At 54.3% G+C, this 21,274-nt stretch carries 21 protein-coding genes; 14 read left to right on the top strand and 7 right to left on the bottom strand.

Going from position 1 to position 21,274, the window contains the following annotated elements; genetic code table 11:
- Positions 1-8 precede the first annotated feature (8 nt).
- On the top strand, positions 9-1,844 hold the full coding sequence (locus JRI89_00400; protein MBW2069690.1) for a response regulator: 1,836 nt from the start codon (positions 9-11) through the stop codon (positions 1,842-1,844).
- A gap of 22 nt (positions 1,845-1,866) precedes the next feature.
- On the opposite strand, the gene JRI89_00395 is transcribed toward JRI89_00400, so the two are convergent.
- On the bottom strand, positions 1,867-3,315 hold the full coding sequence (locus tag JRI89_00395; protein MBW2069689.1) for a diguanylate cyclase: 1,449 nt from the start codon (positions 3,313-3,315) through the stop codon (positions 1,867-1,869).
- 298 nt (positions 3,316-3,613) lie between these two features.
- Between JRI89_00395 and JRI89_00390 the strand changes: the two genes are divergently transcribed.
- The 6 genes from JRI89_00390 (at position 3,614) to JRI89_00365 (ending at position 9,743) form a co-directional block, all read left to right on the top strand.
- Complete coding sequence (locus JRI89_00390; protein ID MBW2069688.1) at positions 3,614-4,603, top strand: HEAT repeat domain-containing protein; 990 nt, start codon at positions 3,614-3,616, stop codon at positions 4,601-4,603.
- Positions 4,604-4,870: 267 nt separating this feature from the next.
- Positions 4,871-5,374, top strand: coding sequence for a peptide deformylase (gene def / locus JRI89_00385; GenBank protein MBW2069687.1), 504 nt, complete (start codon positions 4,871-4,873; stop codon positions 5,372-5,374).
- Between the two features lie 52 nt (positions 5,375-5,426).
- Entirely contained in the window at positions 5,427-6,374 is a 948-nt protein-coding gene (locus JRI89_00380; protein ID MBW2069686.1) for a methionyl-tRNA formyltransferase, read from the top strand.
- A 152-nt stretch (positions 6,375-6,526) separates the two neighbouring features.
- Complete coding sequence (gene rsmB / locus JRI89_00375) at positions 6,527-7,933, top strand: 16S rRNA (cytosine(967)-C(5))-methyltransferase RsmB (protein ID MBW2069685.1); 1,407 nt, start codon at positions 6,527-6,529, stop codon at positions 7,931-7,933.
- A 105-nt stretch (positions 7,934-8,038) separates the two neighbouring features.
- Positions 8,039-9,061: a PASTA domain-containing protein gene (locus JRI89_00370; protein ID MBW2069684.1), complete on the top strand. Its 1,023-nt coding sequence runs from the start codon at positions 8,039-8,041 to the stop codon at positions 9,059-9,061.
- Positions 9,062-9,074: 13 nt separating this feature from the next.
- Positions 9,075-9,743: a ribulose-phosphate 3-epimerase gene (locus tag JRI89_00365; GenBank protein MBW2069683.1), complete on the top strand. Its 669-nt coding sequence runs from the start codon at positions 9,075-9,077 to the stop codon at positions 9,741-9,743.
- A gap of 39 nt (positions 9,744-9,782) precedes the next feature.
- Here JRI89_00365 and metG read toward each other — a convergent pair whose 3' ends face one another.
- The 5 genes from metG to JRI89_00340 all read right to left on the bottom strand — a co-directional run bounded on the left by metG (position 9,783) and on the right by JRI89_00340 (position 15,316).
- Positions 9,783-11,675, bottom strand: coding sequence for a methionine--tRNA ligase (gene metG / locus JRI89_00360; GenBank protein ID MBW2069682.1), 1,893 nt, complete (start codon positions 11,673-11,675; stop codon positions 9,783-9,785).
- A 70-nt stretch (positions 11,676-11,745) separates the two neighbouring features.
- Complete coding sequence (locus tag JRI89_00355; GenBank protein MBW2069681.1) at positions 11,746-12,564, bottom strand: stage 0 sporulation family protein; 819 nt, start codon at positions 12,562-12,564, stop codon at positions 11,746-11,748.
- Between the two features lies 1 nt (position 12,565).
- Positions 12,566-13,600: a DNA polymerase III subunit delta' gene (gene holB / locus JRI89_00350; protein ID MBW2069680.1), complete on the bottom strand. Its 1,035-nt coding sequence runs from the start codon at positions 13,598-13,600 to the stop codon at positions 12,566-12,568.
- Positions 13,601-13,613: 13 nt separating this feature from the next.
- Entirely contained in the window at positions 13,614-14,246 is a 633-nt protein-coding gene (locus JRI89_00345) for a dTMP kinase (protein MBW2069679.1), read from the bottom strand.
- A gap of 5 nt (positions 14,247-14,251) precedes the next feature.
- Positions 14,252-15,316 carry an HD domain-containing protein gene (locus JRI89_00340; protein ID MBW2069678.1) on the bottom strand — a complete coding sequence of 355 codons (1,065 nt, stop codon included), beginning with the start codon at positions 15,314-15,316 and terminating at the stop codon, positions 14,252-14,254.
- Positions 15,317-15,562: 246 nt separating this feature from the next.
- Between JRI89_00340 and JRI89_00335 the strand changes: the two genes are divergently transcribed.
- The 5 genes from JRI89_00335 to JRI89_00315 all read left to right on the top strand — a co-directional run bounded on the left by JRI89_00335 (position 15,563) and on the right by JRI89_00315 (position 19,270).
- The gene (locus JRI89_00335) at positions 15,563-16,255 is read left to right on the top strand and encodes a dienelactone hydrolase family protein (protein MBW2069677.1); all 693 of its coding nucleotides are present in this window, start codon (positions 15,563-15,565) and stop codon (positions 16,253-16,255) included.
- Positions 16,256-16,292: 37 nt separating this feature from the next.
- Positions 16,293-16,874, top strand: coding sequence for a hypothetical protein (locus JRI89_00330; protein MBW2069676.1), 582 nt, complete (start codon positions 16,293-16,295; stop codon positions 16,872-16,874).
- Positions 16,875-17,042: 168 nt separating this feature from the next.
- Positions 17,043-17,600, top strand: a complete 558-nt coding sequence (locus tag JRI89_00325; protein MBW2069675.1) for a PilZ domain-containing protein — start codon at positions 17,043-17,045, stop codon at positions 17,598-17,600.
- 770 nt (positions 17,601-18,370) lie between these two features.
- Positions 18,371-18,832 carry an Hsp20/alpha crystallin family protein gene (locus JRI89_00320; GenBank protein MBW2069674.1) on the top strand — a complete coding sequence of 154 codons (462 nt, stop codon included), beginning with the start codon at positions 18,371-18,373 and terminating at the stop codon, positions 18,830-18,832.
- Between the two features lie 36 nt (positions 18,833-18,868).
- The gene (locus JRI89_00315; protein ID MBW2069673.1) at positions 18,869-19,270 is read left to right on the top strand and encodes an Hsp20/alpha crystallin family protein; all 402 of its coding nucleotides are present in this window, start codon (positions 18,869-18,871) and stop codon (positions 19,268-19,270) included.
- A gap of 249 nt (positions 19,271-19,519) precedes the next feature.
- Here the strand turns inward: JRI89_00315 and JRI89_00310 are convergent, their stop codons facing one another.
- Positions 19,520-19,804 carry a hypothetical protein gene (locus JRI89_00310; GenBank protein MBW2069672.1) on the bottom strand — a complete coding sequence of 95 codons (285 nt, stop codon included), beginning with the start codon at positions 19,802-19,804 and terminating at the stop codon, positions 19,520-19,522.
- 195 nt (positions 19,805-19,999) lie between these two features.
- Between JRI89_00310 and JRI89_00305 the strand changes: the two genes are divergently transcribed.
- Both JRI89_00305 and JRI89_00300 read left to right on the top strand, forming a co-directional pair.
- Positions 20,000-20,728 carry an AzlC family ABC transporter permease gene (locus tag JRI89_00305; GenBank protein ID MBW2069671.1) on the top strand — a complete coding sequence of 243 codons (729 nt, stop codon included), beginning with the start codon at positions 20,000-20,002 and terminating at the stop codon, positions 20,726-20,728.
- Positions 20,725-21,048 carry an AzlD domain-containing protein gene (locus JRI89_00300; GenBank protein ID MBW2069670.1) on the top strand — a complete coding sequence of 108 codons (324 nt, stop codon included), beginning with the start codon at positions 20,725-20,727 and terminating at the stop codon, positions 21,046-21,048. The genes JRI89_00305 and JRI89_00300 overlap by 4 nt, the downstream gene beginning before the upstream one ends.
- Positions 21,049-21,274 lie beyond the last annotated feature (226 nt).

Below are 21,274 nucleotides of genomic sequence, written 5' to 3'. Positions count from 1 at the left end.
GACAAGAAATGTTGGAAGACAAGCCATCCCAGCACCAGACCAGGGTAGACCTCAAGGCAGTCCGGGCAGTATTGCATGATAGTGGTCGCATCCAACTCCAGCGCTTGCGAGAACTTTCTGTAGCCCGGAGGCTCACTGACTCTGTGGCGCTGGACGAAGATGTAGAGAAGACCTGTGGCGCTGTCCTCGACATCCTCCTGGATGAACTGCCAGTAGACAATGCCTCCATAATGCTTTTCGACCCGGAGAAAAGAGAACTCAAGCTAAAAGTGGCCAGAGGAGTGGACAGCAGCAATGCGGACTCTCATGATAAGGGCAACCACTTTGCCACCGTGTCTCTCAAGAAGGGTGAAGGAGTAGCTGGCAAAGTACTGGAGGAAGCAACCCCCATTCTCATAAACGATGTGGAAAAAGATGAAAGATTCTTGACAGATCCGCGCCAGAGCGTGGAGATCGGTTCTCTTCTCTGTCTGCCTCTGCTGGTACGAGGTGAAACAGTTGGGGTTCTCAATCTGAGCTGCAAAGAGAAGAATTCCTTTCAGGGGAGAGATCTGCACGGCATGATCATCGTGGCCAACCAGATCGCTGTACAGCTCGACCATGCCCGGATGTACAAGGAGCTGCAAGAAATCAATAGTGAGCTGGAAGAAAAGGTGAGGCAGCGGACAGAGTACCTGGAGAGGACCCACAAGAAACTGCAGCAGACCAAATCCCGTATGGCCCAGACCGAAAAACTGAGAGCGCTCGGCCAGATGGCTTCTGGCGTAGCCCATGATTTCAATAATAGTCTGGCTGCCATCATTGGCTACACTCAACTGCTTCTTGCCGATATCAGCGCTCCCGAACAGAGGGAGAAGTTGAAGGCTGTGGAAATGGCTGCCCGAGACGGGGCAGCCACTGTGAAGCGCATTCAAGAGTTCAGTCGCACCAGACGCACCAGGGAATTCGTGCCCCTGAATCTCAGAGATTTGATCAGCGACGTGCTGACAATCACCAAGCCGGTCTGGAAAGACCAGTTGCAGAAGAGTGGCAGGAAGGTTGAATTTGTCACACGTCTCAATGATGTAAACCCGGTGGCTGGTGACGGTTCAGAGCTGCGTGAGGCCTTCACCAACATTATCCTCAATGCCCTGGATGCCATGCCATCTGGAGGCAGGATCACTGTTTCCACCTGGACGACTGAGTCCCGGGGTTTCGTGCGCATTGAGGACAGTGGTACAGGTATGAGCAGTGAGACTGTGGATCGCATCTTCGACCCGTTTTTCACCAGCAAAGGCCCTGGCAATTCTGGCCTCGGCCTCAGTGTGGCCTATGGGATAATCCGCAGGCACGAGGGGGAGATCGCCGTGGAAAGTGAACTGGGAAAAGGGACAACCTTTACAATCCGTCTGCCGCTCAGTCAAGAGTCAGCAGCCGACAAGGAAAAGAAAGGCGATAGCCAGGGGATGCAGAAAGCTCGAATTCTCCTCATTGACGACGACAATCTCGTCCGAGATGTATTGGCAACTATGATCGAGCAGTTGGGCCATGAGGTGGTTAGTGTGGCCGGGGGAAGGGAAGGACTGGCAGAGTTGGAGAAACAGAGTTTTGATGCTGTGCTCACCGATCTAGGTATGCCGGATCTCAGCGGCTGGGAGGTGGCTGCGGCCATCAAGCGGCGCACACCCTCCATCCCGGTGGTGCTGATCACGGGTTGGGGAAATGAACTGAACGAAAATGAAATGAAGGAGAAGGGCGTGGATCTCTTGCTTTGCAAGCCTTTTGAATTGACGAAGGTGCAGAGCATTGTGGTTGACGCATTGCAATTGCGACAAGGGCTCCGGGAGAATCACAAGGCCCAATAAGGGGGGATTGAACAGCCCTCTACTACCAGGCAATGGTCGCAGGTGTTCCTGCCTCAATCCACAGCGGACAAGAGTCAGACGGAGGTTGCTGGTTTTCCTGGCACAGTCGTATTTCGTCTCCCCCTGCCTTCTTACCCTGATAAAGGGCCTGATCTGCCAGGGCAAGCAGGTCGTGTGCCTTATTGAGGGCACATGATTTTGTGTCGGCAATGCCAAAGCTGGCACTCACCTGTATGAGGGCTCGGCCATCATTTTCCACAGGTTGTCGTAAACGCTGACGCAGTCGTTCAGCTGAGAGCAAGGCCTGTTCTTTGGCAGTGTTGGGGAGAATGACAGCGAATTCGTCTCCACCCCAGCGGGCCACATAGTCGCAGTCACGGAAGCTTTCGAGCATCACCCGCCCCAGATGACGAAGCACCTTGTCGCCAGTTTGATGTCCAAAGCGATCGTTGATTTCCTTGAAGCGATCCAGGTCGCAGAGGATGAGAGACATATCCTGGCGGTAGCGACGGTATCTCCTGAACTCCCTCTGCAATTGACGTTCGAAAGACCGCCGATTACCCAGACGGGTCAGCGGATCCTGGTCAGCAAGATGTTTGACCAGTTCATGACTGTTGGCATTTTGGAGGGCCATACCGACCTGCAGGGCAATAGTGTCAAGCAATTGGCGATGTTCTTTGCTAATTGCTGCAGTGGTTGTCAACTCCATGACGCCAATGGATTTGCCCTGGGCTGAAAGGGGTAGGGACTGCACTGCTGACAGTCCAGAGGCACGGCTGCCCACCACGCATTCCCAATCCTGGTTCTCATGGCTATTGAACAAACACACGCGGCACCAGTCCACCTGGAAGACCTGGTGCAGGTGATGAAATACTTTATGGACAATTTCTTCTCTGTCGAGGGAGGCATTCACTGTGAGACTGAGATCATAGAGCAGGTGGAGCTGTTCCGTCTTTCTTTCTAGCTGCTTCTTTTCCTCGAGCAAATTCTTTCTGTGTTGCTCGAGCTGGCGGTTCACTTCCTGGACTTCAGTGGCCATCTGCATGATATCATGAAAAATTTTCTGATTTTCGAATCCTTTTTTCAACACATCCAGCAGTCTCTTGCCACATACTGGCTTGGTCAGATAGGCATGGGCGCCCTCGAGCATGGCATCCACTGCTCGCTCTACTGTAGAACTGCCGCCGAGCAGTATCAGAAAAGAACTGCGACGATCGAGGCCGAGAACCTCCTGCAGATCGCTCAGGGTGAGACAAGCACTATCCTCGGAGAAAATAATGGCATCGTAACTGGTGGGCATATCATTGGTGGAACCAATGGCACTAGGATCGAGGTGGGCCACCTGATAACCATTAGCGATGAGGAGTCCTCTGAGCTGCTCAACGGCTTCCTTGTCCTGCTCTACGAGCAGGATCTTGAACCCGTCGCTTTCAAGTTTCTGGCGGTCAGTAGGATTGTGCCCAGCATTCATCTCAAAACTCCTGGTGTCTAGAGAATTAGCAAGATCAGTGCCACCTCTTGAACACATTTTTGCTGTATTATTATAGTTGGTTAGCTTTTGTGCAGAAATGGAGGCCTCAGCCATTTGCAATTTGCCTCGATGATCTCGAGACAATGCGGTTCGCTGGTAACTGCTCAGCAGGTTGTAGCCTCTTGGGCTGGGGCGATATAGAGACCTCACTTGACATGCTGGCACTGTCGTGACACATATTCTCGGATGAACTTGCTAGCCTGGCCTTTTTCTGTGGTTCTTTACTGTTGGAGTGGCCATGATTAGACTTCTGGGTAACATTATCCTGGCAGTGGCATGCCTGGCTCTTGTCAGTTGTGCCGGTCTGCCCCCATGGGAGCAACGGGCGGTCGGTGACAAGGTGTGGTATCGTCAGGATGGTTCTGCTGCTGCAAGCCGCGCTGACCTCGAACAGTGCCGCAGACTGGTTTCTGACTCGACCGAGGTCAGTCGCTGTATGGAAGAAATGGGATACATACAAATGCCCAGAAAAGAGGCTGAACTACTGCGAGTGAAGAACCTTCAGCATCGGGGGCTCAGCCCGGCGGCAATAGCCGAGCGTTTGCAAATGAGTGAGCGCCAGGTCCGCCGCTACACAGATGAGAAGTATGAATTACCCCAGCACTATGATCTCGGCCACCAGCCTTTGGAAATTCTCAGAGGCCTGGGTGCTGCAGGAGTCGACTCTCTCATGGACGCTCTAGATGACCCTGATCCTCTGGTGCGAAGTCAGGCAGCGAAAGCCCTTGGTGAGATCGGTGACCCGAGGGCGGTCGAGCCACTGCTGGCGGCTCTCAACGACCAGGAGCCGCTCATCAGGAGACAGGCAGCCGAAGCTTTGGGCAAGATAGGCGATGACAGGGCAGTGGCGCCCCTGCTGGCAGTACTGCAGCGCAAGGACGAGGCAGCTCATGTGCGCGCCAGCGCTGCCGAGACGCTCGGTCTGCTCCGTAATCCAATTGCCGTCGAGCCACTGCTCACTGCCTTGCGGGACCAGGACTGGAATATTCGCAGCCGCGCTGCCCAGGCCTTGGGCAATATTGGCGACACTCGAGCTGTGGAGCCGTTGATGGCCGCTCTTGCCGATAGAGAAGCAGTTGTCAGGCAGCACCTTAGCGAAGCTTTGGGCAAAATTGGCGATCCCCGTTCACGTTCAGCCCTTGAAGCGATGCTGGAGGATGAGGATAGAAACGTGCGCACTGCTGCTCGGCAAGCATTGCAGCTCCTGGAAATGCCCGGGATTCGCTGAGAGCTGCTCTGTAAAGGCGGCATAATTCAGCCTGGTCACTGCCCCTGGGGCCAATCGCCAGGGTTGCTGGAACAGGGTGGTTTCGGGGGCCAACAGCAGGTGGCTAGCGGGACAGTAACGCCCCAGTAGATGATTCGGCGGCAAGAAGACAGCACTCCGGGGATGGTACGCTATTGTGGCGAGACTCAACCGTTGTTATGATAGGAAGTGAAGCTGCAGTTGCAGGTTATGGCGGGACTGCTGAGGCTGACAGGGTGGAGTTGACTGATGGCCATACTCGAAATTCGGAAATATCCTGAGAAGGTGCTTCTCGAGAAGGCTCACCCGGTTGAGCAGGTGGACAGGAGCATATACAAGCTTGCAGATGACATGGCAGAGACCATGTACGAAGCGCCAGGCATAGGTCTCGCCGCCAATCAGGTGGGGGAAACGAGCCGGGTGATAGTGGTTGACCTGGCTCCCAAGAAGCCCGAGTCTAATCTTATTGTGCTGGTCAATCCGGAAATAGTGGCGGCCGAAGGGCTAATTAGCACAGAGGAAGGCTGCCTCAGCGTGCCGGACTATCAGGCGGATGTGAAGAGATTCCAGAAGGTTGTCGTTCGGGCACTCAATCTGGAGGGCAGGCCGGTGGAAATAGAGGCAGAAGACCTCTTCGCCGTGGTACTGCAGCATGAGATCGATCATCTCAACGGCACTCTTTTCATTGACCGAATCAGCAGACTCAAGCGCGATCTCTACAAGCGCAGGATGAGGAAAAAACTCGCCAAATAGGCATCTTTGCTTGACTCCGAAGCAGAGTGGCGCTCTGAAGAAAGAGACTCTGGTGACAAAAAAGCTTCCAAGTGTGGTGTTTCTTGGTACCCCCGAGTTTGCCGTTCCCAGTCTGGAGACGCTCCTGCAAGGCGGTGTCAGGGTGCTGCTGGTGATAACCCAGCCTGACCGGCCCAGAGGGCGAGGAAGAAAGCTGCAGGTGCCGCCGATAAAGGAGGTCGCTGCCAGACATGATCTTCCAGTGTTCCAGCCTGCCAGCATCAAGGTCCCCGATGCGCAGCAGCGGGTCAGAGCCGCGGCAGCTGACTGCCTGGTAGTAGTTGCCTACGGACAGATCTTGCCGGCTGCCCTCTTGCGGGCGGCACCTCTGGGAGCGGTGAATCTCCATGCTTCATTGCTGCCCAGGTACCGGGGGCCTGCCCCTATTCAATGGGCCCTGCTGCAAGGTGACAGAGTCACCGGGGTAACCACCATGCTTCTTGACGAGGGCATGGATACCGGTGACCTGCTGTTGTCCCGGGAGGTAAAGATAGAACCAGAGGACAATGCAGGCACCCTGCACGACCGCCTGGCAGGCGTTGGTGCGGCACTGTTGCTCGAGACCCTGGAAGGCCTGGGGGCGGGGACCTTGCAAGCTAGAGCCCAGGATCATGCCAGGGCCACCTATGCGCCCATGCTGACAAAAGAGGATGCCAGAATAAACTGGCAGGAAGAGGCAGAAAAAATTTCCAGGAAAATTCGAGCTCTGGATCCTCGTCCAGGCGCCTTCACCTACTGGAATGAACGACGTTTAAAACTCTTCGACAGCACTCCTGTGAAAGAAATGGGGCGGCAGGCTCCCGGCACTGTGCTAGCCGTGGACAGACGGGGTTTGCTAGTGGCGGCTGGCAAGGGTGCCGTGCGCCTCAAATCTTTGCAACTCGAAGGGCGACGGCGAATGCCGATCCAGGAATTTATCTCGGGCTATGCTCTCAGGGAAGGAACGGTGCTGGGAGACTGAAACAGGACCGGGTCATGAAGGCGATCGTGGAGCCGCAGAGAGCTGCCATAGCTGCCGCTGCCCTTATTCTATAATAAGCGGAAATTGTTACCAATTCCCCATTTTCTGCTGCACTTCTGAAGAACGGCATCTCGGCTGGAGCAATGAAACTGATGAATTCGCGGTCGATGGCCATGCACATCCTCATGCAGGTGGCTCAGCAAGGCTCTCATGCTGATGTCTTGCTGAGTGGGTGTTTCAAAAGGCAGGCCACCCTGGATGCCAGAGACCGGGCCTTTATTACTGAACTGGTCTACGGCACGCTGCGCTGGCAAGCCCGCCTCGACTGGATCATTGACCGCTATGCACGGATGAAGTCGGCCAGAATGGCCCTGCCCGTACGAGTGATCTTGCGGCTGGCAACCTACCAGCTCCTCTATCTAGATCGGGTGCCTCCTTCTGCTGCCGTGAATGAAGCGGTAAAACTGGCCAAAGCCAGTCAACCTCTCTACATCGTCCGCTTTGTCAATGCGGTGCTGAGAAGCATTGCAGCCAACCGCGACGCTCTCCGAGACGCTTTGTCAGAGAAGTCAACTCCTGAAAGATGGGCAGTGGCATTTTCCTTTCCTGGCTGGTTGATAGAGAAATGGCTTGCTGAACTGGGTCAGCAGGAAACGGAAGCCTTCTGCCGCTCGAGCAATGAGGTGGCGCCCACTACCATCAGGGTGAATACTTTGAAAACCACGGTTACTGAATTGGCAAGGGTTCTTGGCGCGCGAGGTTTCAAGGTGACACCTGGCAGATTTTCTCCTGAGGCCATTCATCTTGACAATATCCGTACGGATCTTTCCTCATTGCCTGAATACCTCCGGGGAGAATTCCAGGTACAGGATGAAGCGGCACAGCTCGTCAGCCACCTTGTGGCTCCTCAACCCGGAGAACGGATACTGGATGCCTGCGCCGGCCTGGGAGGGAAAAGCACCCATCTGGGCCAACTGATGAAAAATGAGGGGCGCCTCACTGCTATGGACAAGCAGGGCTGGCGCCTAAACCATTTGCAAGAGAATGCCAGGCGACTGCAGATCTCCTGCATCGACACCAAGGAGGTAGACCTGCTCGAGATGGGCGCAGCCCATCCCTGGCTAGCCTCCTTCGACCGGATACTGCTTGATGCACCCTGCAGTGGTCTGGGAGTACTCAGGAGGAAACCAGATATCAAGTGGAAGATCAACAAAAAGGATTTGCGACGCTTACAGCGGACGCAGCTGGCGCTTCTTGCGGCAGTGGCGCCCATGGTGCGACCAGGAGGTCTCCTGGTGTATGCTACTTGCACAGTCTCCCGCGAAGAGAACGAAGCCGTGGTCCAGGAGTTTCTTGGCTGCCACGCCGATTTTTGCCAGGAGGCGGCTGTCTCTGCTCTGCCCAGGCAGAGCAGAGAAGTGGTGGATGAAAACGGCAATCTCAGAACCTGGCCGCATAAACATGGCATAGATGGCTTCTTTGCCGTGCGGCTGCGCAGGGCTGCAAGACATCCTGCTCGCCTCCATCAAGGGGCCCTGCAATGGAAGGCGAGCCTCTGATATGGGTTTATGAAGGGAGCAAGGTCAAATCGTTGCCGGCCCTTCCGGTTTGAAATCGATGGCCTACAGTGATATCTTTTGGCAACTGTATTGAGGTTCGGCTCCATGGCTATTATTGGCAAAATGCTTCGAGTAGGCCTCTTCCTGGGGATTTTTCTCATCGCCCTGTTATCAGGACTTTTTTTTACGAGTAAATGGATCGTCCAGAATGAGGCGGAGGTGGTGGTTCCCGACTTGGTGGGTCATGATACAGTGTATGCCCTGGATCTTCTCACTTCCCTGGGGTTGAATATCAAGGTAAGCGGCTTCGAATGGAGTGATAGTGTGCCGAAAAATTTTATCGCCTTTCAGGATCCTGCTCCGGGCGTCAGACTCAAACGCGACAGGGATGTGAAAGTGGTGCTCTCTCGTGGATCCAGAACTGTGCGCATGCCCAATGTGGTAGGCGTCAGGCTGCAGGAAGCAGTACTGGTTCTGTCCCAGAATGGTCTACAGCAAGGGGGCATCTGCCGGGTATTTTCACAGCGCTATCCTCGCAATATTGTCATGGCGCAGTCACCTGCTGCTCTAGGTGAGATCGAGCGTGGCCGTCCAGTGGATCTACTGGTTAGCAAGGGGCCCAGGCCGCCGGTCAGAGCCATGCCTGAACTCAGGCACCAATCCGTGAGCAAAGCACTGTTGAGGCTGAAAGGCCTCGGTCTCACTGTTGCTGCCATTCAGGAGGTACACAGCCCCGGGGAACCCCTGAATGTCATCGTCAGCCAGAGACCAGTGGCTGGCTATCGCGTCACTGCCGCCACCCCCATTACTCTGCAGACAAATCGCAGTCGGCAGCGCCCAGAGCAGCGCCCCGGGTTGTTGCTGATTTCTTATCTGGTGCCCGAAGGCTATTTCAAGAAGGAGATAACGGTTTTTCAGCAGATCGGTGGCAAGACAGTAGAGATTTCCCGAGGGATTCATCAGCCAGGCGAACTGTTGCAGTGGTTGGTGTGGGCCCGCTCTCCACAAGAGGTGAGTATTTACGCAGATGGTGTCCATCAGCTGCCCGAAGGGGCTGTCTTGCAACAGGAAGGCATTGGCAGGCTCTATATGAATATGGAGGAATTCGACGCGCTTGCATGGCAATAGCAGGGGAGGCAAGATGAAAAAACTGGCGCCATCGATTCTGGCTGCCGATTTCGGCAGGCTGCATCAAGAAGTGGCTGCCGTAACTGCAGCCGGCGCAGACTACATTCACCTGGATGTGATGGACGGGCATTTCGTCCCCAACATCACCCTTGGCCCCGAGGTGGTTAAGGCAGTACGCCGGGCCACCCATCTGCCGTTGGATGTGCATCTGATGGTGAGCAATCCTGATTCTTATCTGGAAGAGTTTGTCAAGGCTGGGGCAGACACTCTCGGGGTGCACGTGGAGGTCTTGCCCCATCTGCATCGCACCCTGGAGCGCATCAGGGAACTGGGCGTCAGGGCCAGCGTCACCCTCAATCCCTCCACCCCTTTGGTGATGATCGAACACGTCCTGGACCTGGTGGACCAGGTGCTGCTCATGACTGTAAACCCCGGGTTTGGTGGCCAGCAGTTCATTGCAGCCATGGTGCCGAAAATTGCCCAGCTCAGGCGCATGATAGATGAGCGTGGGCTGCAGGTGGAGCTCGAGGTGGATGGTGGCATCAACCCCCATACCATCGGCAAGGCAGCCCGGGCCGGGGCTGAGGTGTTTGTTGCAGGTTCAGCAGTGTTTTCTACTGCAGATTACCAGGCAACCCTCGAGTTGCTCAGGAAAAGGATTCGCCAGGCCCTTAAAACCTGAGCCCCATTGACTGCCCCTGGAGCCGCCTCGGTGCCTCCGCTACTTGACAGGAGTGCCTGGCTTCATTTTTTCTTCCGGGGTCACCAATGTGAGGCTGCTGCCGTCGCTGGCGGCAAGAACCATCCCTTCTGAGCGTACTCCCATCAGGGTGGCCGGTTTCAGGTTTGCCACCACTATCACCTGCTTCCCCTTGAGTTCGGCTGGCTTGTAGGACTGGGCGATGCCGGCTACTATGGTCCTGGTCTCACCCATATCAACTTGCAGCTTGAGCAGTTTGTTGGAGCCAGGAATGCTTTCCGCTTCCATGATTTCGGCAACCCGAAGGTCCAACCTGGCAAATTCATCAATTGCCAGCTGTGGCAGGCTGCTCTGAGGGCCTGCAGCTGCCATGGCAGAGATCTTGTCAACCCTGGGGAAGAGAGGTTTGCCTCGGCGGATGGCAGTGCCCGGTATGAGAGTCCCCCAGGAAGCATCCCTTGCCAGCCTGAGGTCCAGAGAGTCCTTTTGCAGACCAAGCCTGCTCAACAAATCCTCACTGGCTGCCGGCATGACCGGAGCCAGAAGCACAGTGACGATTTTCAGGGCTTCGAGAGCACAATTCAGTACTGTGTGCAGGCGAGATTTACTGCTGTCGTCTCTGGCCAGCACCCAGGGTGCACACTGGTCTATATAGCGATTTATAAGGTTGATCACTGCCCAGAGCTCCATTAGAGCTTTGTGAAACTGCAGTTCCTCCATGTTGGCCACATAGCTGTGATGCAGCTGCATGGCTGCTTCTCGCAGGGCTGTATCTTCCGCTTGCAGGCTGGCAGGCGCCGGCACTTTGCCGTCGCAGTATTTTTTTACCATGGTGAGGAGGCGGCTCGCCAGGTTGCCAAAATCATTGGCCAGATCAGCGTTGATGCGGTTGATCAACGCCTCCTCGCTGAAGTTGGCGTCGAGCCCGAATACCATCTCCCGCATGAGAAAGTAACGAAAGGCGTCAAGGCCATAGATCTTGAGAAGATCCAGTGGCTTGACCACCGTACCTCTGCTCTTGGACATCTTCTTTTCATCCACATTCCAGTAGCCGTGCACATTGAGGTGCCGATACAAAGGAATGTTTGCCGCCTTTAGCATGGTGGGCCAGTAGATGCCGTGCGGCTTCAAGATGTCCTTGGCGATCAGGTGTTGCGCTACTGGCCAGAAGCGCTGATAGAGTTCGCCGTCGGGATAGCCGAGAGCCGAGACGTAATTTATGAGGGCATCGAACCAGACGTAGGTAACATAGCGGTCATCAAAAGGCAGGGTGATACCCCAGCTGAGCCGCGATTTGGGACGAGAAATGCACAGGTCGTCCAGGGGTTCGTTCAGGAAGCTCAGGACCTCATTGCGATAGCGCTCTGGCCTGATAAAGTCAGGATTGTTGTTGATGTGGTCGATGAGCCAGTCCTGGTACTTGCTCATTCTGAAAAAGTAATTTTCCTCGTGGCGCAGAACTGGAGCCCGGTCATGCTGAGGGCACTTGCCGTCGACCAGTTCTCGTTCCGTATAGAAGCGCTCACAGCCTACGCAGTACTGGCCACTGTAAGAGCTGAAGTAGATGTCGCCACTGTCATAAACTTTCTGCAGGATGTACTGGACCACCCGCTTGTGAGCCTCGTCTGTGGTCCGGATGAAATAGTTGTTGGTGATCCTCAATTTTGGCCAGATGTTGCGGAAGAGAGCGCTGATTTCATCGGCATACGATTGGGGGTCTTTGCCGGCTGCAGCAGCGGCTTCCACAACCTTGTCGCCGTGCTCGTCCGTACCGGTGAGAAAAAAAGTTTCTTTCCCCATGAGCTTGTGAAAGCGATTGATGACGTCGGCCACAATAGTAGTATAGGCATGACCAAGATGAGGGGGGGCGTTCACGTAGTAAATGGGGGTGGTAATGTAGCTTCTCGTTGTCATCAGACCTCCATGCTCTGTGCAGTCTAGGCCGGTATTTTACTTTGTGACGGCCTACCGGTCTTTGCTGCTGTCATTTCTTTCTCTCACTGTTGTCATCCATGCTGATGTCGGCAGCTGCCAGCTCTACCTCTCCTCCTTCATCCAACTGCACTATCAGTCGCTGCTCCATGACATTTTGCCTGATAATCTTGCCGGATCCTTCTGATGAGTGCACCCGTTTTCCCACTTTGGGCAGGCCCTTTTTCAGCCGCTGGTAGTCGGCATACTCGTATTTGAGACAACACATGAGTCGGCCACAGACCCCGGAAATTTTTGTGGGGTTCAGGGAGAGATTTTGCTCTTTTGCCATTTTCACCGAGACCGAATGGAACTCTCTCAAAAAAGTGGTGCAGCATAATTCCCGGCCACAAGGACCCAGACCGCCAATCATTTTGGCCTTGTTGCGGACACCTATCTGACGAAGCTCCACTCTTGTTCTGAGTTTCTTGACCAGATCTTTGACGAGCTCTCTGAAATCAACACGGCCGTCTGCACAAAAGTAAAATATTATTTTTGAACCGTCAAAGAAGCTCTCCACATCCACCAGTCTCATGGGCAGTCCACGTTTGGCAATCCTCTGCTGACAGAAGGCAAAGGCATCCTTTTCCCGAGCAATATTTGCCTTGTACTGGCGGCGGTCGGCATTGTTGGCCAGGCGGAAGACCTCTTTCAGTTCCTTGGCAGGATAATTGGGCTGCCTTTGGCGCACTGGCGTGGCCACGAAGCCGAATCCCAATCCCTTTTCGGTCTTGACTATGACCTCGTCGCCTTCTTTGAGGACAAAGTGGCCTGGATCGAAGTAATAGACCTTGCCCCCTCTTCGAAAGCGAATACCGACGATCTTATCCATTTTATCCACGCAATATCCTACTGGAGGCCGCGAGGTCGAAGCCTTTTGCTGAAAAGCTGACTTGGCTGTCTTCCTTTTTCAGCAAACTCTGCACAGACAGGAGCAGGGCTTCGAGGGCGAGCCGTTTGTTCAAGTTGTACTGCAGTCCCTGCTGCAGTGCTGTGACCATATCAAAAAATTGCATCAGCAACCAGGTGGGCAACGACTCCGGCTGCGTCACTCGTTGGCAGCTGTCAGCCTGGAGCAGACGGCTGACCACAAGATCACGCAAGCGCACTTGCAGCCAGTCGAGGTCCTGGCGCAGACCCGGTGTGCTCTTGCTCCATTTCTCTGCAACTGTCAACACCTCCGTGTAGCTGAGACCGTGAAGATTGTCTATGGCAGCCGAGAGCCAGCGGCGGTGCTTGCTGAGCTCTTCATTCACAAGATTGAGGGCTCGTGACAGGCTTCCCCCTGCAAGCGAGGCGACCTCGTCCGCCTGTTCTACCTTTACTCCATGGGACTCTTGTAGATACCGTGAGATGACAGTCTGGCTCAGTGGCTGAAAGCGGAGATGCAGGCAGCGCGAGACAATAGTGGGGAACAGAGCAGTAACATCAGGAGCGGTGAGGATGAAGAGATTGCCAGCAGGAGGCTCTTCTAGCGATTTGAGGAGCGCATTTGCTGCTTCCATGGTCATCTGCTCGGCATGATCCAGGATAACAATACGCCAGTCGCCCTCGAGCGGCCGGAAACGGAGATGTTGCTGCATGTTGCGAATCTGGCCTATCTTGATGATATCCTTTTGGCCATTCAGGGTGAGCACGTCCGGATGATTGTTGTTGTTGACCTTGGCGCAAGAGCTGCACTGCTCGCAGCAATCCAGTCTGTTGCCGCCCTGACAGGTAAGGACCTTGGCAAGTGTGACAGCAGTCAACCGCTTGCCCACACCTTGCTGACCCGTGAACAGCATGGAGTGGGGTAGACGATTGTTGCGCAAGCCTCTCTGCAACAAGCGAATAACACGCTGCTGGCCAAAGATATCGGCAAAACTCATTCCGTCTCCTCCCTCAGCTCACATGAGGTGCCAGGAGTGCGACAATTTCCTCGTGCAGCAGGTCCGGGTCCTTGGTGGCATCCAGAACCATGAAGCGCTCTGGCTCTGCGGCTGCCAGTTGCAGATAGCCATTCCTGACCTTCTGATGAAATGACTGCGACTGCTGTTCGAAGCGGTCCTGCCGATCCGCCGGGGCCAATCTGTCGATACGTTGTCGAGCTCTGTGCAGGCCAACTTCCACCGGGCAGTCGAGCAGCAGGGTCAGCTCTGGCCATACTCCCTGGGTAGCCATCCTGTTCAACTCATGGATGAGATCCATGTTTTGCCCTCGGCCAAAGCCCTGATAAGCGATGGTGGCGTCGGCAAAGCGGTCGCAGATGATCCATTTTCCCGCTGCCAGGGCAGGACGAATGACCTGGGCCACGTGCTGGGCTCTGTCCGCCGCATAGAGCAACAGTTCTGTGAGGCTTTCCATTTCTCGGTGCTGCGAATCGAGAAGAATGCGGCGGACCAGTTGGCCAAGTCTAGTGCCACCTGGCTCCCTGGTTACCACGTGAGGGATCTGTCGGCGGCTGAATAGCTGCGCCAATTTGTGCACCTGCGTGCTCTTGCCCGATCCCTCAATTCCCTCGAAGCTTATGAACACAGCGGTCAAGGCTCCTTTCCTTCGCTGATCGAGGACAACCGCTCCAACAGGCTGTAGTTTGCAGACTTTTCCCGGGGCCTCACTTCTAGGGCAGACCTGGAGGTCTCCAGGGCGGCGGCTTGGCTACTGTTGCCGCCCTTGAATAGAAAACGGCCGTACTGCCGTTGAAAAGTGGTCCAGCGGGAGGTAGTTGCAGCAAGGACGCTGCTGATGTTGTTCATCCTGGCGTCCAGATCGTCGGCATAATGGAGGGCAAAGGCCTCGATGATTTTGGGGCGCTTGGGGGAGCCGAATTCGTATTCGCCGTGGTGGCTGACAATAAGATGTTGAAGGCTGAGGGCAAGATCCGTTGGGAAATTGGCGATCTTGTCAATTTCCTGAGCCACACGTTGGGCGCCCAGCACCAGATGGCCGAGCAGCCTGCCGGCATCAGTATAGTCTATGGCCAGATTGCCTGAGAGTTCCTCCAACTTTCCTATGTCATGCAGTATCCCTGCCGTGATGAGCAGATCTCTGTCCAAAAAAGGATAGTGTTCACAAAAACTCTCGAGGAGTTTGGTCACTGACACCGTGTGTTCCAGGAGGCCACCGGCATAAGCGTGATGCATGGACTTGGCAGCAGGTGCCTTTTTCATTTGCCGAGCAAAATCCGGGGCGGTGAGAAAATGCTGCAGCAGCCGCTGCAGGTGCCGATTCCTTACCTGCGCTGCAATTGCTTTGAGTTGTTGCCAGAGTTCCTCTGAGTCTACTGGACTGGTGGGCAGAAACAGATCTGCCTCGATGTCCTCCGGATCGAGACGCTCGATTGCCGTTACCTTGAGTTGCAGTTGCTCGCGATAGCGCTCCACCCTGCCCTGCACCAACACCACATCATTGACATCGAAGGCGGAGTCGAGCTCTGTTGCCTGCTCCCAGATGCGGCCCTCAATCTCGCCGCTTCTGTCTCCGAGGCGAAGGCTGAGGTATGGCTTGCCGCTGCGAGTTGTAGCAAGTCTCTTTTCCTTTACCAGGAAAGGGCTTGTCACAGCGTCATTCTGGCTGAGTTCATCTATGAACTGCTTCTTTTCCACCGGGCACCATCCGCTGATCCATAGATCTCTGAGCTGGGAGATCAGAGCAAGTCAAAAGAATTTCATATATTACCTGATGTGCGAGCAATAAGTCAAAGGGCGGGGCGCTGGACGCTGCCACTGTGCTCCTGCGGGGCTGTGAACGGCAACAAAAGAGAGCCTTTATCAAAGGTGATCTTGACAGCATTTAGCTCATAAGCATAAGCTAAAAAATCACAGCAGAAAAAGTTTGAGGGGCAACTGCACATGAATGACAGAGTGTATATTCCCATAGGAAAACACAGGCAGGTCTCAGGGATCCTCTCTTTGCCCCGAACTTCTGGGGAAAAAACTGGAACAGGCGTTATCCTGGCCCATGGGGCTGGCAACGATATGAACCATCCTCTGCTGGTCACTCTGGCCCAGGGACTGGCCCAGGCCGGCTATCTTTCGCTCAGATTCAACTTTCCCTATCGCGAACAGGGGCGCAAGTCTCCGGACAGACAAGAGGTTCTGGCAGCTACCTGGCAGCAGGTCTACCATTTCTTGCGTGATCACCGCCATGCTCCGCGAACTATCATAGCTGCAGGTAAATCCATGGGTGGCAGAGTGGCAGCCCAGATGGTTGCCGAAGGTCTCCTGCCAGTGGCCAGGCTGATCTTTTACGGTTATCCACTCCATCCGCCTGGACGGAAAGAAAAACTCAGGGCAGCCCACCTCGAGCATATCACTATCCCCATGCTCTTCTTTGCCGGCAGTCGGGACTCTCTATGCGATTTGCCGCTGTTGCAGCAAGTCTTGGAGCGGTTGTCGGCTCCCTGGGTGCTGGAGATCATAGAGGGTGGGGACCACTCTTTTCGGCTGCCCAAAGCCGCCGGTGTCAGCCAGCAGGCGGTGCACGAGCGAATCATGCTGAAGACCCTGCACTGGCTCGGAGGATCCAGAGAGGGCAGCTGTTAATTCATGGACTATCCAGCCTAGGAAAGGGAAGAGGAAGATGGCAAAAGAAAATGGAAGAATAGCAATGCTTGTCTTGCTGGCCATAATTGCCGGGGTAGGCGGAGGGTTGTTGACCAACCTCTTTGACGAGCACGCCCTCCTGTTCGCCGAGCAACCTGCAGAGGCCCACCATGTGCTGGTTTCTCAGGAGTTTCGTCTGGTGGACAAGCAGGGCGTGGTTAGAGCTACTCTGGCCATGTCTGCTGAAGGGCCGGGCCTCGTTCTTTATGATAGCTCGGGTCGACCACATGCTCTGTTTACCCTGACCGGGCAGCAAGAAACTCCCGTGTTGTCCCTGATGGACGGTCAAGGCAAGCATCGAGCTACCATGGCCATAAAAACAAATGGCGAGCCCTATCTGTCGTTGCGAGACAACCGGGGTAGAAACCGCATTGCCCTGTTGGTGGACCATGCAGGTGAAGCAGCAATGACAATCTACGATGGCAGCGGCAGAGAGCGTGCAATACTCGGCAATACCGATCTTACCAGGATACGGCGAACCGGCTTCATAGAACAAAAGGCCTTGCCTGCTCTTATTTTGCTGGACAAGAGCGGCCAGGTACTGTGGCGAGCTCCTTGATTTGCAGCGCCCTGGTTGATCTCCCTTGGCAACAGAGGGTGCACGATTTTCTTGCATTCATGAAGTTCTTCCTGTAAGTTAGCCGGGACAGGAGGCCCAGCTCAACAGAAAGGCTTCCTGGAGGCTGCCCGGGTAAATTGACGAGAAAGAAGGTGGGGCTGGCAGCGATTGGCTGCAGAAGTTTTACATGACTGCTGGACGAAGGCTGAGCGGTTGGCAGTTGAACAACACTGGTCGGGAAAAATGACAGAGGCGTCTTACAAGAGAAGACTGGCAATCAGGCTGGAGGCAAAGTGGCCAGTTCGTATATTGAGATACTGTTTAAAATTATACAATAATAACCTTCCTATTCAGGTAAATAACACTCGAGAACAGATTTGCTTGATTTCGTTTCTGCCGCAGAATTCCCAGAAGACGAATGGTTTAATAAAAGGAGAAACAGCGAATATAAGTGCGTATGGTTCGCTCTTTTTCTGCAATTATTCATTTATTCCTTATGAAATATTCCGCATGGATATATATCCTCCGGCGCATGATCCTCTAATTATAACTGCACAGGTGGTGCATTGCCATTTGTATCCGCACAAATCTCAACAAGAAAGGCGTGCTGTCGGCGTAAGATTTTTGCAGATTTCTGATGAAGACCGTCAATATATTCGTGACAACGTCTCACAATACTTAAAAGATATGCTTATAATAGAGCATCAAGCTTCAATGTCTTCATGAAGAAGAAAGCACGCTTGTTATTCTAGCCGCGGCTTATCTGAGTATTTCATGGATTTACTCGAGGCGTGCTGGCGGCTACCGCCAAATCATCATCACACCGCCCTGGCATACAGCCCTCTTACCCGGGCAGCTGACCTCCTTTATGGCAGTTGCTGCCTCTGCTTCTCTTGCTTCCATTGTTTTGCAAGACCATATCTTGGCTTGCGGCATGTTGGCTGCCTGCCGGACAGGTTCTTCATCGCAGTGTAGATGAACAGTAAGTCTGCCTGAATTCTGGTGGTCGATTCCTTGCCGTTATTAATTGAGCTGTGCTGCAAGAAGGTCGCTGCAGATGGTTGGCTCTGGATTGCTGCTGCTGTCCGCTTCCCATTTGAGATAGGCGCAGACGCCGGCTCAGCAGAACAACCCGGACCGCCAAGCCAATGCCATATGGCACAACTGCAGTCGGCAATCTAGAGGGATGCGAAACCAGAGATACCATTCCAGACCTCTGGTTGCTGCCTGTGGTTTGTCGTGCCAGGCAAGGCGGCTAGGGAATGTCTTGTAGCACCGTAGGGACTATCTTCGCCCTGGCTCCTCTTGACAAGCCCGGGAAGGGGACTTACTTTTTGGCCGGATCAAACAAAGTTAATATAAATTCCAGGTGCTTGACCTTGAATTTATGCGGCTCGATATTTCAAGGCTGAGGTGGAGGGGAGTTCAAACAGCACATCAAACTCAACTCCAGGGCAGCATATTGTGAAGAGCATGACAGAAAGGAGGTAGATAGTATGGCAGTAGTGAGATGGCGGCCAGGCCTTTTTGGCTGGCAAAAGGATCCTTTTGCCGAAATGGAGCGTTTGCAGAGAGAGATCAGCAGATTGTTCGAATCTTTCTCTGGGACACAGAGGGTCTCTACTGCCGGTGTGTTTCCGGCCATCAATGTTTCGGAAGACAGTGAGAACCTTTATGTGCGGGCAGAACTGCCCGGGGTGTCTCCAGAGGATATCGAGATCACTACCCAGGACAACAATCTGATTATCAAGGGGGAGAGAAAGATAGCTGCGGAGGGCGAGGACGTATGTTACCACAGGCGGGAGCGCGAAGCAGGACGATTCCAGAGAATAACCTCCCTGCCTTCGAAAATAGACTCGAGTAGGGTAACTGCTGTGTGCAAGAATGGTGTCTTGACGGTAACACTTCCCAAGGCAATTGAAGCAAAGCCGCGGCAGATCGAAGTGAAGTCCTCTTGAAAGAAGCGCCAACAATGATGATGGGAGGTGACAAATATGGCAGACAAGGAACTGCAGGTGAGAGAAAAACAGCAGGTGCAGGCGGAAGCAGAGCAGACCAAGCCAGGGCCTGTATTCGTGCCAGCAGTTGACATTTTCGAATCGGAAAACGAGATCACTTTGCTTGCTGACTTGCCAGGGGTAGCGAGCGATAGTATCAGCATAGACCTGACTGAGGGACAATTGACCATTTCAGCCGAAGTAGAAGATCAGACCGCAGACAATGAGAGATTCTTGCTTAAGGAATACGAAACCGGCAGATTCCATCGAGAATTCAGCCTGTCTGATCGCATTGATCAGAGCAAGATCTCTGCCACCATGAAGGACGGTGTCCTGCGGCTGGTATTGCCAAAAGTGGAAAAGGCAAGACCGCGAAAGATCGAGGTAAAGGCAGGCTGAGGTTGGGGGCGCGGGCTTCTGCACTCGCGCACCCACCACTTTTATCTTGCCTTTAGCTCTGCTCGAGTTGCGGCCCACGGCAGCATGGGGCCCGGCCTACATGGCAAGTTCGTGCAATCCCGGGGCAGCACGCTATCACAACATTGGCCGAAGAGCTTCAGCACACACCTTACATCAAACGCCGTGAACAGTTTCAATGTTATCTTCTAGAGTCGCAGCCAATCATCGCGCCCATGTGCGGTGCGGCTATCAATGCAACTCGTCGTCAAGTTCACTACCGGTTGCATTGAACAAGATTTTGCAGTCGCAGGAGAGGCCGCGGGCGTCGAAGTATGCCAGAGTTCCCTCTACATCAATTGTCGGCATGGTCTTGAGGACGGCTCTGGTGCGCTGTTTGCTGTTGCCATGGTTACATTTCCAGCCATACCCTTTGGCCGGGTCCAATCTGAAATCACAGCCTCCCTGTCCGCACAGACCACGGTAGAATTCATCCCACAGATCATGATCCGGCGTGAGAATTTCCTTCTTTTTCAAGACACCCTCCAGAACTGTATGCTATTTTTTCAGTAACTTTACTGGTTAATCTAACAGGCGCTCCTGGAAAAATCACTGTGGTGAGAGGAAGCACAGACAGAATCATGGCTCGACAAGGTCAGCAAAAAGCTATAGGCTATGAGGCATTGCAGAACCCCTTTGTGTTGGGGCCGTTTCTCATTGGAGCTGGTTTTCATGGTACCGCCATCCGAATCCAGCCGCTCGGCAAACCCTTCTGGCACCAGCCTCTGGGAAGGCGTTAGAGCTGCCTGGCCCATCTGCCTGGGCTACTTTCCCATCGGCCTTGCCTTCGGTGTTCTGGCCCAGAAGGCAGGGCTCAACCCTCTGGAAATCGGCTGCATGTCTCTGCTGGTATTTGCGGGCAGCTCCCAGTTCATCGCTGTGTCCATGTTGGCTGGCGGCGCCACTGTCTCACCTATCGTGGCCACCACCTTTATGGTCAACCTCCGACATCTGCTCATGAGCTCTTCTCTTGCTGTCTACTTGCAGCGGCTCCCCAGGGGCTGGCTGTCGCTCTTTGCCTATGGAATTACCGATGAAAGCTTCGCTGTCAACCTGACAAGATTCAGACGAGGAAGCTGGCACTGGCCCCAGGCCCTGGCTCTCAACCACACAGCCAATATTGCCTGGTTGAGCAGCACCATTATAGGCGGTTTCAGTGGCCAGTTTATTCCGGCAGGCTCCTTTGGCATCGACTATGCCCTGGTGGCCATGTTCATTTGCTTGCTGGTATTGCAGCTCCACGGAGGGTTGTATGTCCTCACCGCTGCCTGTGCCGCCGTGGTTGCCGTAGTGCTGGCCCTGCTGCTTCCGGGTAATGGCTATATCGTCCTTGCTTCCCTGTTTGCTGCAACCTGCGGCACAGCGCTCAAAAGGGTGTACGGTCGGAGATATCGTTTATGAATCAGAGCGACTACCTGCTGCTGGTCCTTGGCATGGGTGTAGTCACTTACCTGCCGCGCTGGGTGCCACTTCTTTTTCTGTCCAGGAGACAATTGCCCCAGTGGTTTGTAGAGTGGTTGGATCTGCTGCCGGTGGCCATTCTGAGTGCCCTGCTGGCACCCGAGCTCGTCACGCACGGTGTACCTCGCTGTCTCAGTTTGTCCCAGGCAAAACTGTGGGTCGCCCTGCCGACTTTTGTCTTTGCCTTGAAAACAAAGTCCCTTGGCGGCACCGTGCTGGTGGGCATGGCCCTTTACTGGGTGGCAGGCAAGATTTTCTGACTCGCAGGTTCACGGCACAGCATACTGTCCGCATGACATATACCCCCGGCATCACCAAAAGCTGGTTGGATGCGAAGCTGAAGAAGACTGGAACAAAGACTTGGCTGTCAGGTGGTAATTAGTTAGCTGAAACCTCCAGACAGGGATTCGCCTTGCCAGTATGGTGACTGCTCGGGGCCTGCCACGAGACTGGCGTTTCCTCGACACAGAGGCCCTGAACCCAGTA

The sequence above is a fragment of the Deltaproteobacteria bacterium genome, assembly GCA_019309045.1.
In the GTDB taxonomy this organism is placed as follows: Bacteria; Desulfobacterota; Syntrophobacteria; order BM002; family BM002; genus JAFDGZ01.
The sequence above is the reverse complement of the archived record's forward strand: the minus strand, read 5'-3'. Positions and strand labels throughout refer to the sequence as shown.

Bases quoted from the DNA above. Each gene is read 5' to 3' on its own strand.
- JRI89_00400 (MBW2069690.1), top strand. From the start codon at position 9: ATGTTGGAAGACAAGCCATCCCAGCACCAGACCAGGGTAGACCTCAAG.
- JRI89_00395 (MBW2069689.1), bottom strand. From the start codon at position 3,315: ATGAATGCTGGGCACAATCCTACTGACCGCCAGAAACTTGAAAGCGAC.
- JRI89_00390 (MBW2069688.1), top strand. From the start codon at position 3,614: ATGATTAGACTTCTGGGTAACATTATCCTGGCAGTGGCATGCCTGGCT.
- def (MBW2069687.1), top strand. From the start codon at position 4,871: ATGGCCATACTCGAAATTCGGAAATATCCTGAGAAGGTGCTTCTCGAG.
- rsmB (MBW2069685.1), top strand. From the start codon at position 6,527: ATGAATTCGCGGTCGATGGCCATGCACATCCTCATGCAGGTGGCTCAG.
- JRI89_00370 (MBW2069684.1), top strand. From the start codon at position 8,039: ATGGCTATTATTGGCAAAATGCTTCGAGTAGGCCTCTTCCTGGGGATT.
- JRI89_00365 (MBW2069683.1), top strand. From the start codon at position 9,075: ATGAAAAAACTGGCGCCATCGATTCTGGCTGCCGATTTCGGCAGGCTG.
- metG (MBW2069682.1), bottom strand. From the start codon at position 11,675: ATGACAACGAGAAGCTACATTACCACCCCCATTTACTACGTGAACGCC.
- JRI89_00355 (MBW2069681.1), bottom strand. From the start codon at position 12,564: ATGGATAAGATCGTCGGTATTCGCTTTCGAAGAGGGGGCAAGGTCTAT.
- holB (MBW2069680.1), bottom strand. From the start codon at position 13,600: ATGAGTTTTGCCGATATCTTTGGCCAGCAGCGTGTTATTCGCTTGTTG.
- JRI89_00335 (MBW2069677.1), top strand. From the start codon at position 15,563: ATGAATGACAGAGTGTATATTCCCATAGGAAAACACAGGCAGGTCTCA.
- JRI89_00330 (MBW2069676.1), top strand. From the start codon at position 16,293: ATGGCAAAAGAAAATGGAAGAATAGCAATGCTTGTCTTGCTGGCCATA.
- JRI89_00320 (MBW2069674.1), top strand. From the start codon at position 18,371: ATGGCAGTAGTGAGATGGCGGCCAGGCCTTTTTGGCTGGCAAAAGGAT.
- JRI89_00315 (MBW2069673.1), top strand. From the start codon at position 18,869: ATGGCAGACAAGGAACTGCAGGTGAGAGAAAAACAGCAGGTGCAGGCG.
- JRI89_00305 (MBW2069671.1), top strand. From the start codon at position 20,000: ATGGTACCGCCATCCGAATCCAGCCGCTCGGCAAACCCTTCTGGCACC.
- JRI89_00300 (MBW2069670.1), top strand. From the start codon at position 20,725: ATGAATCAGAGCGACTACCTGCTGCTGGTCCTTGGCATGGGTGTAGTC.